The 13,128-nt window shown below is 64.0% G+C and carries 11 protein-coding genes and 1 pseudogene; 7 read left to right on the top strand and 5 right to left on the bottom strand.

Annotated elements, in window-relative coordinates:
• Nucleotides 1-81: 81 nt before the first annotated feature.
• Nucleotides 82-534, top strand: coding sequence for a hypothetical protein (locus ADJ79_RS10335; RefSeq protein WP_050715890.1), 453 nt, complete (start codon nucleotides 82-84; stop codon nucleotides 532-534).
• 354 nt (nucleotides 535-888) lie between these two features.
• Nucleotides 889-2,679, top strand: a complete 1,791-nt coding sequence (locus ADJ79_RS10330; RefSeq protein ID WP_050715889.1) for an acyl-CoA dehydrogenase C-terminal domain-containing protein — start codon at nucleotides 889-891, stop codon at nucleotides 2,677-2,679.
• A gap of 289 nt (nucleotides 2,680-2,968) precedes the next feature.
• On the opposite strand, the gene prmB is transcribed toward ADJ79_RS10330, so the two are convergent.
• From prmB to ADJ79_RS10305, 4 genes and pseudogenes are all read right to left on the bottom strand, one after another.
• Nucleotides 2,969-3,862, bottom strand: a complete 894-nt coding sequence (gene prmB / locus ADJ79_RS10325; RefSeq protein ID WP_050715888.1) for a 50S ribosomal protein L3 N(5)-glutamine methyltransferase — start codon at nucleotides 3,860-3,862, stop codon at nucleotides 2,969-2,971.
• Nucleotides 3,863-4,147: 285 nt separating this feature from the next.
• Nucleotides 4,148-5,836, bottom strand: coding sequence for a PhoH family protein (locus ADJ79_RS10315; protein ID WP_050715886.1), 1,689 nt, complete (start codon nucleotides 5,834-5,836; stop codon nucleotides 4,148-4,150).
• Nucleotides 5,837-6,483: 647 nt separating this feature from the next.
• Nucleotides 6,484-6,972 (bottom strand): annotated as a pseudogene (locus tag ADJ79_RS15505) (peroxiredoxin); the annotation flags it as partial.
• Between the two features lie 98 nt (nucleotides 6,973-7,070).
• Entirely contained in the window at nucleotides 7,071-7,448 is a 378-nt protein-coding gene (locus ADJ79_RS10305; protein WP_050715885.1) for an Mth938-like domain-containing protein, read from the bottom strand.
• A gap of 51 nt (nucleotides 7,449-7,499) precedes the next feature.
• Between ADJ79_RS10305 and ADJ79_RS10300 the strand changes: the two genes are divergently transcribed.
• A complete protein-coding gene (locus tag ADJ79_RS10300; RefSeq protein WP_050715884.1) occupies nucleotides 7,500-8,801 on the top strand; it encodes a pyridoxal phosphate-dependent aminotransferase in 1,302 nt (433 codons plus the stop codon).
• Between the two features lie 264 nt (nucleotides 8,802-9,065).
• Here ADJ79_RS10300 and ADJ79_RS10295 read toward each other — a convergent pair whose 3' ends face one another.
• On the bottom strand, nucleotides 9,066-9,503 hold the full coding sequence (locus tag ADJ79_RS10295; protein ID WP_253273813.1) for a YccF domain-containing protein: 438 nt from the start codon (nucleotides 9,501-9,503) through the stop codon (nucleotides 9,066-9,068).
• 352 nt (nucleotides 9,504-9,855) lie between these two features.
• Here ADJ79_RS10295 and ADJ79_RS10290 point away from each other — a divergent pair, with 352 nt between their 5' ends.
• The 4 genes from ADJ79_RS10290 (at nucleotide 9,856) to ADJ79_RS10275 (ending at nucleotide 13,101) form a co-directional block, all read left to right on the top strand.
• Nucleotides 9,856-11,163: a replication-associated recombination protein A gene (locus ADJ79_RS10290; protein ID WP_050715883.1), complete on the top strand. Its 1,308-nt coding sequence runs from the start codon at nucleotides 9,856-9,858 to the stop codon at nucleotides 11,161-11,163.
• Nucleotides 11,164-11,470: 307 nt separating this feature from the next.
• The gene (locus tag ADJ79_RS10285; RefSeq protein WP_050715882.1) at nucleotides 11,471-11,833 is read left to right on the top strand and encodes a roadblock/LC7 domain-containing protein; all 363 of its coding nucleotides are present in this window, start codon (nucleotides 11,471-11,473) and stop codon (nucleotides 11,831-11,833) included.
• A 21-nt stretch (nucleotides 11,834-11,854) separates the two neighbouring features.
• On the top strand, nucleotides 11,855-12,352 hold the full coding sequence (locus tag ADJ79_RS10280; RefSeq protein ID WP_050715881.1) for a PAS domain-containing protein: 498 nt from the start codon (nucleotides 11,855-11,857) through the stop codon (nucleotides 12,350-12,352).
• Nucleotides 12,349-13,101: a phosphate/phosphite/phosphonate ABC transporter substrate-binding protein gene (locus ADJ79_RS10275; RefSeq protein WP_050715880.1), complete on the top strand. Its 753-nt coding sequence runs from the start codon at nucleotides 12,349-12,351 to the stop codon at nucleotides 13,099-13,101. Before ADJ79_RS10280 ends, ADJ79_RS10275 begins: the two co-directional genes overlap by 4 nt.
• Nucleotides 13,102-13,128 lie beyond the last annotated feature (27 nt).

The following is a 13,128-nucleotide window of genomic DNA, read 5'->3' as shown; positions in this document are numbered from 1 at the left end:
ACTTCTATAGTCAATTCAGGTTCGTGAAATAGCTTGCGGCCTGTGTTTATTTCAGAGTTTTGCAAATATCAGGGTGTTTCAATGAAGCGTCGCTTATTCGTTCTGTGCCTGGGCTGCCTGGGCGCTTGCCACCTTGCCGCGCAGGCGGCAGAGCGCATTTCGGCGGCCGATCCGCGCCACTTCATGCAGCCCGTGGAGCCGGGCCGCTTTACCGAAGAAATCCAGGCGCTGGAGAGCAGCGGCACAGTCGCACTGCTGCAATCGGACTACGCCATCACGCGGCGCAGCTATTACCTCGCGCCTTCTGCCGAATGGAACTCTTTCGTGACCCAGGGCGACAGCGCGGCGGCGGCCTGGAAGGGCGAGCGCCAGAAACTCCCAGGCCGGCGCGTGGGGCAAGACTGGGTGGAGCTGTGGGCCGACGCAAAGCGCCTGCGCGCCGAGGCGCTGGTGATGAGCCAGCAGCCGGTGGACAGCAGCGGCAATTGCCTGATCGGCTACTACACGCTGGCGCGCAACCCCTCATTGAATTGACCTGAATCAACCCAAAGGCAGAGGCCTGGCAGGGCTTGCCGCGCGTGGCGGCAAGCCCTTTTTTCAGAACCCGCCTGCAATCTGGCCGTGAAGGGCCATGAAGCGCAATGATCTGCAAGGCGCAGACGGGCCAGATACCTGCGTGCGGCCCGGCAAGGACTGACAACGCCGCAGAACGCCTGGGGCCGCGCTTTTCCCATTCACTCACGGGCAGCTTTTGAACAGTCTTTCAGCTCGCGCGGGTGGCCGCCCAAACGCTCGCAAATCGTCGAAACGCCCTCTGCCAGACTTACACTCGCAATGTCCCTTGCGCCCGGCGCAAAGGCGTTTTTCCCTAACTTTCAGGAGACAACCATGAGCTTTCAGGCTCCCGTCAAGGATTTGCTGTTCAACATCGAGCATCTGGCCCGCATCGACCAGGTTGCCAAGCTGCCCGGTTTTGAGGAGGCCGGGCTGGAAACCGCCCAGGCCGTGCTGGAAGAGTGCGCCAAGTTCAATGAAGGCGTGGTCGCGCCGCTGAACGTGGCCGGCGACAAGCAGCCCGCCACCTTCGCCGATGGCAAGGTGACCACCACCCCCGGTTTCAAAGAGGCTTACCGCCAGTTCACCGAAGGCGGCTGGCAGGGCGTGCAGCACCCCGAAGCCTATGGCGGCCAGGGCCTGCCCAAAACCATCGCCGCCGCGTGCGCCGAAATCCTGCACTCGGCCAACATGAGCTTTGCCCTGTGCCCGATGCTGACCGACGGCGCCATTGAGGCGCTGCTGATTGCGGGCTGCGAAAAGCTCAAGAGCACCTATCTGGAAAAACTCGTCTCCGGCCAATGGACAGGCACGATGAACCTGACCGAGCCGCAAGCCGGCAGCGATCTGGCGCTGATCCGCAGCCGCGCCGAGCGCCAGGCCGATGGCACCTACAAAGTGTTCGGCACCAAGATCTTCATCACCTACGGCGAGCACGACATGGCGGAAAACCTCGTGCACCTCGTGCTGGCCCGCCTGCCGGATGCGCCCGAAGGCGTCAAAGGCATCAGCCTGTTCATCGTGCCCAAGTTCCTGGTGAACGCCGACGGCAGCCTGGGCCAGCGCAATGACGTGCATTGCGTGAGCATCGAACACAAGCTGGGCATCAAGGGCAGCCCCACGGCCGTGCTGCAATTTGGCGATCACGGCGGCGCGGTGGGCTACCTGGTGGGCGAAGAAAACCGTGGCCTGGAATACATGTTCATCATGATGAACGCCGCCCGCTACGCCGTGGGCCTGGAAGGCGTGGCCATTTCGGGCCGCGCCTACCAAAAAGCCGTGGCCTATGCCCGCGAGCGCGTGCAAAGCCGCCCCGTGGATGGCAGCCTGCCCGGCAGCGCGCCCATCATTCACCACCCCGACATCCGCCGCATGCTCATGACCATGCGCGCCCTCACCGAAGGCACGCGCGCCACCGCCAGCGTGGCCGCCGCCGCGTATGACACCGCGCACCACTCGCCCGACGAGGCCACGCGCAAGCAAAGCCAGGCTTTCTATGAATTCCTGGTGCCGCTGGTCAAGGGCTACAGCACGGAAATCAGCCTGGAAGTCACCAGCCTGGGCGTGCAGGTGCATGGCGGCATGGGCTTCATTGAAGAAACGGGCGCCGCGCAGTACTACCGCGACGCGCGCATCCTGCCCATCTACGAAGGCACCACCGCCATTCAGGCCAATGACTTGGTGGGCCGCAAGACCGCGCGCGATGGCGGCCAGTTCGCCAAGAGCGTGGCCGCACAAATCGAAGCGACCGAAAAAGAGCTGCTGGCCAGCGGCAGCGAAGCCGCCAAGTCCACCGCCAAGAACCTGGCCGCTGCCCGCAAGGCCTTCCTGGACGCCGTGGAATACGTGGCTGCCAACGCCAAGCCCAACCCCAACGGCGCTTACGCCGCCAGCGTGCCTTACCTGATGCTGACGGGCAATCTGGTGGCGGGCTGGCAACTGGCGCGCGCGCTGCTGGTGGCCGAAAAGCAACTGGCCGCCGGCCAGGATGCCGAGTTCATGAAGGCCAAGATCGCCACGGCCCGCTTCTATGCGGAACACATCCTGCCGCGCACTTCGTCGCTGCGCGACGCCATCACCGGCGGCGCCGCCAGCGTGATGGAAATGGCGCTGGATTCGTTCTGAGCCAGAAAACGGACTCGCCTAGAGCCTGAAGGGCCTTGAATGGCCCTTTCCTCCCAGCCGCCAGCGCCGCAAGCCGGACTGGCGGCTTTTTTTTGCGCTCTGCCCTGCCCTTTCATCCGGCGCCATGCCAACCCGCAAGCCGCTCTTTTCATCAGAAAAAGGAGCAAATTCAGGGGTTCCAAAACCCGTTTTGCGCTGGTTTCACTAGGACCTCATGCTATGAATCGAGGAGCTGAACCAGCCTTCGGCCCAAGGCGTTTGGCCTGCTGGCGGGCGAAAAGCCGCGCCGTCACGCGGCCTGCAACGCCTCGCGGGTGAGCAGCAGCACCTGATCGTCGCCCGCGCTGGTGGGCAGCCACACGGGGTTCAGGCTGGGAAAGGCCGCCTCGAAGTGCCCGCGCTCGTGGCCGATTTCCAGCACCAGCGCCGCCTGGGGCTGCATGCGGGCGGCGACTTCTTGCAGCAAAGGGCGGATGAAGTCCATGCCGTCGCGCCCGCCGCGCTGGTTGCCGCTCAAGGCCATGTGCGGCTCGGCGCGGTATTCGGGCGGCAAGGCAGCCATGCTGTCCGCGTTCACATAGGGCGGGTTGCACAAGATGAGGTCGTACGCCGGCCGGCCCTGGCAGGCGGCCAGCCCGTCGCCTTGCAGCAGGCTGATGCGGCCTGCCAGCGCGTGTTTGGCCACGTTGATGCGGGCCACTTCCAGCGCATCGGCGCTGAGGTCGGCGGCGTCCACGGCGCAGCCGGGCCAGGCCAGCGCGGCCAGCACGGCCAGGCTGCCATTGCCCGTGCACAAGTCCAGCGCGCGGCGCGGCTCGTCCGGCAGCCAGGCGTCAATTTGCCCCTCGGCTAGCGCCTCGGCGATCAGGCTGCGGGGCACGATGGCGCGCTCATCCACATAAAAAGGCACGCCTTGCAGCCAGGCTTCGCGGATGAGGTAGGCCAGGGGCTTGCGGCTGGCGATGCGCTCTTGCAGCAGCGCGGCGGCGCGGGCTTGCGCTTGGGGCGGCACGGCAGCCGCGCCCGCATCGCCCGCCAGATCGGTTTCCAGCGGCCATTGCAGCGCGTGCAGCACAAGCCAGGCGGCTTCATCGCGCGCGCAGCAGGTGCCGTGGCCGTAGCTGACGGCGGCCGCTTGCAGTTGGCGTTCTGTGTCTTGCACGAGCTGGGCGAGGGTGATCATGGCGTTTGGTTCATGAAAAAAGCGTTGCGGGCACTGGTTTTGCCGGAAGCCTGCTCGCCGCCTGGGCGCAAGTGCCGGCAGGCCGGGCTGCGGGGCGCGCCCGGCTTGCGGGCGGCTTTTCCCCTGGCCTCTTCCTGCCGCGAGGCCCCCTGCTGGCCAGGGCGCATCAGAAAAAGGAGCGAATTCAAGGGCATCGAAATGCCGTTTTGCGCTGGCTGCACTAGGACATCATGCTATGTAAAAAAGAGCGAAACAAAGCTCTTTTCCTGCGCATGCCAGCCCGCCTCACAGCACCTCGCTGGCGTAGTCGGCCAGGCGCGAGCGCTCGCCACGGGCCAGGGTGATGTGGCCGCCGTGGGGCCAGCCTTTGAAGCGGTCCACGGCGTAGGTCAGGCCGCTGGAGCCTTCGGTGAGGTAGGGGGTGTCGATTTGCGCGAGGTTGCCCATGCAGATGATCTTGCTGCCGGGGCCGGCGCGGGTGATCAGGGTTTTGATTTGCTTGGGGGTGAGGTTCTGCGCTTCGTCGATGATGACCCAGCGGTTGAGGAAGGTGCGGCCGCGCATGAAGTTCATGCTCTTGATCTTGATGCGGCTGCGGATGAGGTCGCCCGTGGCGGCGCGCCCCCAGTCGCCAGCGGCGTTGCCCGCGCCCTGGGTGAGAAATTCAAGGTTGTCATCCAGCGCGCCCATCCACGGGGCCATTTTTTCTTCTTCGGTGCCGGGCAGAAAACCGATGCCTTCGCCCACATTGACGGTGGCGCGGGTCATGATGACTTCGGTGTAGCGGCGCTCGTCAAGCACTTGCGCCAGCCCGGCGGCCAGGGCCAGCAGGGTTTTGCCGGTGCCGGCAATGCCGGTGATGGTGACGAAGTCAATGCCGGGGTCCATGAGCAGGTTGAGCGCGTGGTTTTGCTCGCGGTTGCGGGCCGTGACGCCCCAGACGGCGTTTTTGGGGTGGGTGTAGTCCTTGAGGGTTTGCAAGGTGGCGCTTTGGCCGTCCACTTCGGTCACGCGGGCGTAGAGGCTGCTTTGGCCCGGGGCTTCGTACCAGACGAACTGGTTGGGCAGCAGGCTGGCGGCGAGCTTGCCGCTGATGCGATAGAAGGTGTGCGCGCCGTCGGGCCAGCTTTCAAGGCGGCTGCCCTGATCGGCCCAGAAGTTTTCGGGCAGCGCAAGCGCGCCGCTATAGAGCAAGTCGCCATCTTGCAGGGTTTTGTCGTTTTCATAGTCTTCGGCGGCCAGACCGAGGGCGCGCGCCTTGACGCGCATGTTGATGTCTTTGGTGACGAGAACGACAGGGCGGCCCGCGTGTTGCTGCGCGAGGGCGGCGACGACTTCCAGAATCTGGTTGTCGGCCTTGCCCTGCGGCAGCAGCTGGGCCGTGGCGGCGTGCAGCGGGGCGGTCTGAAACCAGAGCTTGCCGCCCGCCTCAAGGTGCCCGCCTGCGGACAGGGGCAGGCCGGCGGCCATGTCGGCATGGGCCACGAGCAGGTCGAGCTGGCGGCTGACCTGGCGCGCGTTGCGGGCGATTTCGCTGGCGCCTTTTTTGTGCGCATCCAGCTCTTCGAGCACGACCATGGGCAGGAAGATGTCGTGCTCTTCAAAGCGGAACAGGGCCGTGGGGTCGTGCAGGAGCACATTGGTATCCAGCACGAAGAGCTTGACGGCTTCCGGCGCGGCGGCGCGGCGGGTTTTTGCGGGTTTTGCGGCCTTCGCGGGCTTTTTGACGGCGGGCTGGGCGGCAGGCGGCTGGCTTGCAGGCGGCTGGGCGGCGGGCTGCGCTGCGGGCGCGGCGGCGTTCAGCGCAAGGGCTGGCGCTTGCGCGGCCTGTGCGGCGGTTTTTCTGCTTTGGGCGGGCGTGGCCCTGGCGCTGCGGGTTTTGCGGGCGGCGGCGTTATGGGCATCACGATCGGCATAAGCCTGCGCAGGCAAAACGGCGGCGCGCTTGGCTGGGGCGGGTGGCAGGGGCGGCATGTGTGTTTCTCCGGATCATGGCCAGCGCGCTCAAAAAAGCCGCAGCGCGTGAAGGCATGAAAACGTTTGAATGTGCGGCGAAAAGAAAGCCGCTCCGTTTTGGGGCGGAGCGGCTGCATGCATTGGAACGGTTGGGGCGGCTTGAACGGTCAAGCTGGCGCTCAGGCGCTGGCGGATTTGGCCGCCCTGCTTGCCGGAGCGGCTTTTTTCACGGTTTTTGCCGTTTTGGCGCTGGCTGCGGTTTCAGGGGCCTTTTCAGCTTTTGCGGCCTTTTCAGCTTTCACGGTTTTCGTGGTTTTTGCAGCCTTCGCGGTTTTTGTGGTTTTCGCAGTTTCCGTGGTTTTCGGGGTTTTTTCAGACGCTTTTTCAGCTTTGACGGCTTGGGACGTTTTCCCGGTTTGTGTGGCTTTTTCAGCCTTGGCGGTTTTGGGCGCTTTTACGGGTTTGTCTGCTTTTGCGGTTTTGGCGGTTGAGGCCGTTTTTTCGCTCTTTTCCGCTTTTACGGGCTTTTCAGCCTTCGCGGTTTTGGCCGGTTTCTCCGCCTTGGCCGTTTCTTCAGCCCTGGCTGGTTTTTCAGCCTTGGCTGGCTTTTCACTTTTTGCGGGCTTTTTCACGGCTTTTTCGGCCGTTTTCCGAGGAGCGGATTTTTCCTTATGCCCGCTCAAGGCCCTGACGGCCTCAAGCACTTCGTCCACGTGGCTGTGATCATCGTCCTTCACGCTCACACGGCGCCATTCCTGCACGAGCACGCCTTCGGCATTAATGAGGAAAGTGCTGCGCTCAATGCCTTTTACCTTGCGGCCATACATGATTTTGTTTTTGACCACGCCGAACATATGGCACATTTTCTCTTCGGTATCGGCAATCAGCTCGAAGGGCAGTTTCAGCTTGGCCTTGAAGGCGTCGTGCGATTTCATGTTGTCGCGGCAGACGCCGAAAACGGTGGCGCCCGCCTTGACGAATTCTTCGTGCTGATCGCGAAAATGCGAGGCTTCAGCCGTGCAGCCGGGGGTATCGTCCTTCGGGTAGAAGTAGAGTACCAGCACCTGCCCCGCATGAGAGATGTTGGTGACCTGGACTCCTCCGGTGGCCATGGCTTCAAATTCGGGCAGAGGTTTGTTGATGACGATCGCCATTGAAATTCTTGCTTTCTTGGAGGAGGGACCAGACAGCGCCTTGTTTTGGGCCTTTTGAAGCCTCAAGGCATGCGCACTGCACATCAAAGCGGGCGATTTTAACCGATTGGCTCCATCAGTAAGGCCAGCAATACGCGCCTGCCTTCATCGGCCAGGATGTTGAAGGTGCGGCAGGCGGCGGGCGTGTCCATGGTTTCCAGGCCGATACGTTTTTCCACCAATGGCCTGATCCATGCGGGCTTGGGAAAACGCAGCCGCTGCCCGCTGCCGAAAATGACCAGCTCCGGCCCTTTTTCAGCCAGGCCGGCAAAAGCGGCTGCATCCAGCGCCTCGAATGAATTCACGCCCCACGGCGTCCACGGCTGGCCTGCTTGCAGGATCAGGCTCTGGCCGATGCGCTCCGCGCCAAGGGCGATCCAGCCGGGGCCGTAGGCGGTAATGGTGTGGGCGTGAGCGGGTTCGGGCTGGAATTTCATGGAGGCAGGTTCAAAATGGCGGCTTTTTTCCCGCGATTTTGCTCCGCAGCCATGAACCCCATCCGCAAATCAGCCAAGCTGGCCCACGTGCTTTATGACGTGCGCGGCCCCATCGTCGATGCCGCCCGGCAGATGGAAGACGAGGGCCAGAAGATCATCCGCCTGAACATCGGCAACATGGCGCCCTTCGGCTTTGACGCGCCCGAAGAAATCCAGCAGGACATGATCCGCAACCTGCCCAATTCGGCGGGCTACTCCGACAGCAAGGGCCTGTTTGCCGCCCGCAAGGCCGTCATGCACTACTCGCAGCAGCAGGGCGTGGCGGGCGTCACGCTGGAGGACGTGTACCTGGGCAACGGCGCCAGCGAGCTGATCGTGATGGCCACGCAGGCGCTGCTCAACGATGGCGATGAGCTGCTCGTGCCTTCGCCCGACTATCCGCTGTGGACAGCCGCCGTCAGCCTGGCTGGCGGCAAGCCCGTGCACTACGTGTGCGATGAAGAGCAAGGCTGGCTGCCCGATCTGGACGACATGCGCCGCAAAGTCACGCCGCGCACGCGGGGCATCGTCGTCATCAACCCCAACAACCCCACCGGCGCGCTCTACCCTGATGAAACGCTGCGGGGCATCATCCAGATCGCCCGTGAAAAGGGCCTGATGCTGCTGGTCGATGAGGTGTACGACAAGATTCTTTACGACGGCGCGCGCCACACCGCCCTGGCCAGCCTCTGCACGGATGTGCTCGTGCTCACCTTCAACTCCCTGTCCAAGGCCTACCGCTCCTGCGGCTACCGCGCCGGCTGGATGGTGATTTCGGGCGACAAAAGCATGGCGCGCGACTACATCGAGGGCCTGAACATGCTCGCCAACCTCAAGCTGGGCAGCAACGTGCCCGGCCAATACGCCATCCAGACCGCGCTGGGCGGCTACCAGAGCATCCAAGACCTCGTCAAGGAAGGCGGCCGCCTGCGCCGCCAGCGCGATCTGGCCTGGCAGCTCGTCACCGCCATACCGGGCGTCACCTGCGTCAAGCCCCAGGCGGCGCTGTACATGTTCCCCCGGCTGGATGCGCGCATGTACCCCATCGCCGACGACCGCCAGTTCTTCATGCAAGTGCTGCGCGCCACGCGCGTCATGCTCGTGCAAGGCAGCGGCTTCAACTACCCGGACAACCACCACTTCCGCCTCGTCTTCCTCCCTTATGAAGACGACCTGCGCGAGGCCCTGGGGCGCCTGGCGCGCTTTCTGGAGCAATACCGCCAGCGCCACACGGGCGAAACCCTTGCCGCGCCCGCCAGCCCGGGCGCAGCCAAAGCCGCCCCGAAAGAAACAAAACCGGCGCCCGCCGCATAAGCCCGCCCGCGATCCGCCCGCCCGCGATCCGCCCGCGAGGCGCAAGCCAGCAGGCAGCCCGCGCTGCAAACCTGCCCGCCAGAATGAAACAAAAACAGGAGCAAATTCAGGCCGGCCGAAATACCGCTTCGCGCAATATCCACTAGGACCTATTGCTACGGATAGAGGAGCAAACCAGGCGCATCCGCCCAGCCCTTGTCGCGGCCTGCGCCCTGCCTGCACTCCGCTCCACGCGCGGGCCTGCCGCTTGCCCTGAACCGGCTCTCAGCGCCTGACCACGATGGTTTTGCCTATGGGCATGAGCGCGATGGCAGCCAGCTTCAGATGCTGCCAGCCGAAGGGAATGCCGATAAGGGTGACAAAGCACACCAGCGCCGAACCAAGATGGCCCAGGGCCAGCCAAAGGCCCGCAAACACGAACCAGACGAGATTGCCCAGCAAGCCCAGCGCGCCCGTGCCCAGGTCATCGCGGCCCGTGACTTGGCGGCGATCCACCGCCTCGCGCCCGAAAGGCCACAAGGCAAACTGCCCAATCACAAAACACGCCCGCGCCCACGGCAGGCCAATGAGGGTGATGGCCATGATCACCCCCGCCAGCCACCAGCCCAGCGCCATGGGCAAACCGCCCAGAATGAACCAGAGAAGATTGAACAAGAAGCGCAGCATGGCGTTTTCGTCTTTCAGAAAGTGGGAAGGGAGCAAGCGGGCAGGCCAACCCCGCAAGACCGCCAGCCCGGCTGGCGGCGGCCGGTGGAATATAGGCAACGCCAGGCAAGGCGCATGCAAGTCAGCGCGCAAGAAGGCAGACGGGCTGCGGTCAGCAGGCGCCTTCACCCTGTTTTTGCTCTTTTATCCATAGCATGATGTCCTAGTGGATACTGCGCAAAGGCCGTTTTCAATCCCCTGAATCCGCTCCTGTTTTTGATGTGAAACCGCTTGCGGCAGCGGCCCGGGCCGCCTGGAAGAACAGGGCGCTGGCGTGCGTGGAGCCAGGCCGCGCGGCAAGGCCGCAGCGCAGGGCTGGCGCGCTTTCGCGTATGGCATATTTCTCTTCATGCCCCAAGCTCTCCACGTGCCCCTGCCTGAACGCCTGCGTCCGCGCACCCTGGCGCAAGTGGTGGGGCAGCAGCACCTGCTGGGCGAGGGCATGCCGCTGCGGCTGGCGTTTGAATCGGGGCAGCCGCACAGTTGCATTCTCTGGGGGCCGCCGGGCACGGGCAAAACGACCATCGCACGGCTGATGGCGCAGGCGTTTGACGCGCAGTTCATCACCATCAGCGCCGTGCTGGGCGGCGTGAAAGACATCCGCGAAGCCGTGGAGCGCGCCCAGGCCGCGCAAGAGGGTCTCGCGCCGCAGGCCACCATCGTGTTTGTGGATGAAGTGCACCGCTTCAACAAAAGCCAGCAGGACGCCTTTTTGCCGCATGTGGAAAGCGGCTTGTTCACCTTCATCGGCGCCACCACGGAAAACCCCTCGTTTGAAGTCAATTCCGCCCTGCTTTCGCGTGCGGCGGTGTACGTGCTCAAGGCGCTGGAAGAAGCGGATTTGCGCGAAATCCTGGCCCGCGCCCTGGCCGCGCTGGACGGCCTGGCCGCCGAGCCGGCCGCATCTGACCGCCTGGTGGCCTATGCCGATGGCGACGCGCGCCGCCTGCTCAATACGCTGGAGACGCTGGCGGTGGCCGCGCGCGCCGAAAAACGCGCGCGCATCACGGATGAGTGGCTGCTGAAAGTGCTGGGCGAGCGCCTGCGCCGCTACGACAAGGGCGGCGAGCAGTTCTACGACACCATCAGCGCCCTGCACAAAAGCGTGCGCGGCAGCGACCCGGACGCCGCGCTGTACTGGCTGGCGCGCATGCTCGATGGCGGCGTGGACGCGCGCTACATCGCCCGCCGCCTGATCCGCATGGCCAGTGAAGACATCGGCCTGGCCGACCCGCGCGCCTTGCGCCTGGCGCTGGACGCCGCCGAGGTTTATGAGCGCCTGGGCAGCCCCGAAGGCGAGCTGGCGCTGGCCCAGTGCGCGCTGTATCTGGCCGTGGCCCCCAAGAGCAACGCCGCCTACGTGGCCTACAAGCGCGCCCGCGCCTTGGTGCGCGAAGACGGCACCCGCCCCGTGCCCATGCACTTGCGCAACGCGCCCACCCAGTTGATGAAGCAGCTGGGCCACGGCGCGGGCTACCGCTACGCGCATGACGAGCCGGACGCTTTTGCCGCCGGCGAGCGCTATCTGCCCGACGGCATGGCGCCACCCGGCTTTTACGAACCCGCGCCGCGCGGGCTGGAAATCAGGATTGGCGAAAAACTGGCCGAGCTGGCGCGGCGCAATCAGGCCGCAGCAGGCAGCTCGCCAGCGGAATAAAGCCGCAGCCGGAGCGAACGCGCGCGGGCAAGGCCAGACAAGCCCCGGCAAGCCAAGGGCAAACCCGAAATCCGGCGGCAGGGGTGTTGCTTACAAACCATCAAACCCTGTAACTATTTGGCATTTCCCAAATGAATTTGCGCCCGGCCCCGGCAGCGGGGCCATAAACGGCGGTGGCCTAGGTATCATGCGGAAATCCGCCGGTTTTCTTGCGGATACAACTGGCATGAAGTCTGTAACACATTCTGCGCAGCGCATGCCGGTCTCCCCTTTCGTTTCACGCCAACTCCAAAGATAGGAAAAACTCATGCGCACTGACATGTTTCAACAGGTGCTGGAAGAACTCAAAGGCTCTTCCGCAGACGTCGAAGCCTCGGCTTTGATCTCGACCGACGGTCTGATGATTGCCTCCTCCCTGCCCAACGGCATGGACGAAGACCGGGTAGGCGCCATGTCAGCCGCCCTGCTGTCCCTGGGTGACCGCGCAGCGCGCGAACTGGCTCGCGGCACGCTGGAGCGCGTGCTGCTGCAAGGCGAGCGCGGCTACGTGATCATGAGTTCCGCTGGCAGCGAAGCCGTGCTGACGGTGCTGGCGCGCCACAACGCCAAGCTGGGCTTGCTGTTTCTGGACATCAAGCGCGCCGCCGAAGCCCTGGCCAAGATGGTCTGATTGCAGGAGGCTTGAAACATCATGGCCATGCCAACCATGCAGCCGCCCGCCGAGCCGGCGCGGCAATGCGAATACAAGTACTTTGACGGCGCAACCCGCACGCTGTACGTGACGGAAAAGGAATTTCCCTATCCGGAAGGGCGCCTCATCATCTCGCGCACGGACCTGAACGGCATCATCACCCACGCCAACGAGGCGTTCGTGGAGCTGTCCGGCTGGAACCGTGAAGACCTCATCGGCCAGCCCCACGCCATCTTGCGCCACCCTGACATGCCCGCAGCCGCCTTCAAAGACCTGTGGGACACCCTCAAGGCCGGCAAGAAGTGGTTCGGCTACGTGAAGAACCTGCGCAAGGACGGCGGCCACTACTGGGTGTACGCCACGGCCGTGCCCAACGTGCGCAACGGCCAGGTGGTGGGCTACACCTCCGTGCGCCGCGAGCCTTCGCGCAAGAAGATCGAGGAAATGACCGCCCTGTACAAGAAGATGCTGGCGGAAGAAAAAGGAGGCCAGGCATGACGCTGAACTTGTTGATTGCTCCCGACTTCGCGCCTGAACGCTTTGCGGGCTGGCACATGCTCAACACGCTGCTGCAAAAAAAATCGGGCATTCACATCCATCTGATGACGCCCGCTTCGGCCGCCGAGCAGGCCGAGCTGATTGCTTCCGGCAAAGTCGATGGCGTGTACGCCAATCCGTTTGACGCGGCTTCCATGATTCGCGATGCTGGCTACAAGGCCATCGCGCGCCCCATCGCCAAGTCGGACGAAATGGTGATCGCCACTGGCGCCAACACGGCCTACGAAACGGCGCGCGACCTCAAGCCCGGCTGCACCATTGCCCTCACGGACAACCGCGACGTCAAGCTCATCGGCCTGCGCCTGCTGGAAGTGGCTGATTTGAAAGAGCCTGACATCAAGTGGAATCTGGTGGAAAACTACCAGGCCGCTGCGCGCCTGGCCATCAAGGGCGAGGTCGATGCCGCTTTTTTCCTGGCCGAAGCCTACAACTCGCTTTCCGGCCTGACGCGCAAGCAGATGAAGGTGCTGGTGGAAAGCAAGCTGGCCGACATCACCCACGTATTTCTGCTGAATTCGCGCATTTCCGCAGAAGACAGCGCCCGCTTCGCGCAGGCCCTGCTGGAGCTCAAGGGCACGCCAGACGGCCAGCCCGTGCTGGACGAGCTGGGCATGAGCGGCGGCTTCGAGGTCATGGCCGAAGAAGACGCCGAATTCATGATCGACCTGATGGACACCTTGCTGGAGTGAGCCTGGCTTTCGCCCCGCTTGCCTGAC

It is taken from the genome of Ottowia sp. oral taxon 894 (assembly GCF_001262075.1).
Classification (GTDB): Bacteria; Pseudomonadota; Gammaproteobacteria; order Burkholderiales; family Burkholderiaceae_C; genus Ottowia; species Ottowia massiliensis.
This window is presented reverse-complemented; position numbering and strand designations above follow the sequence as displayed.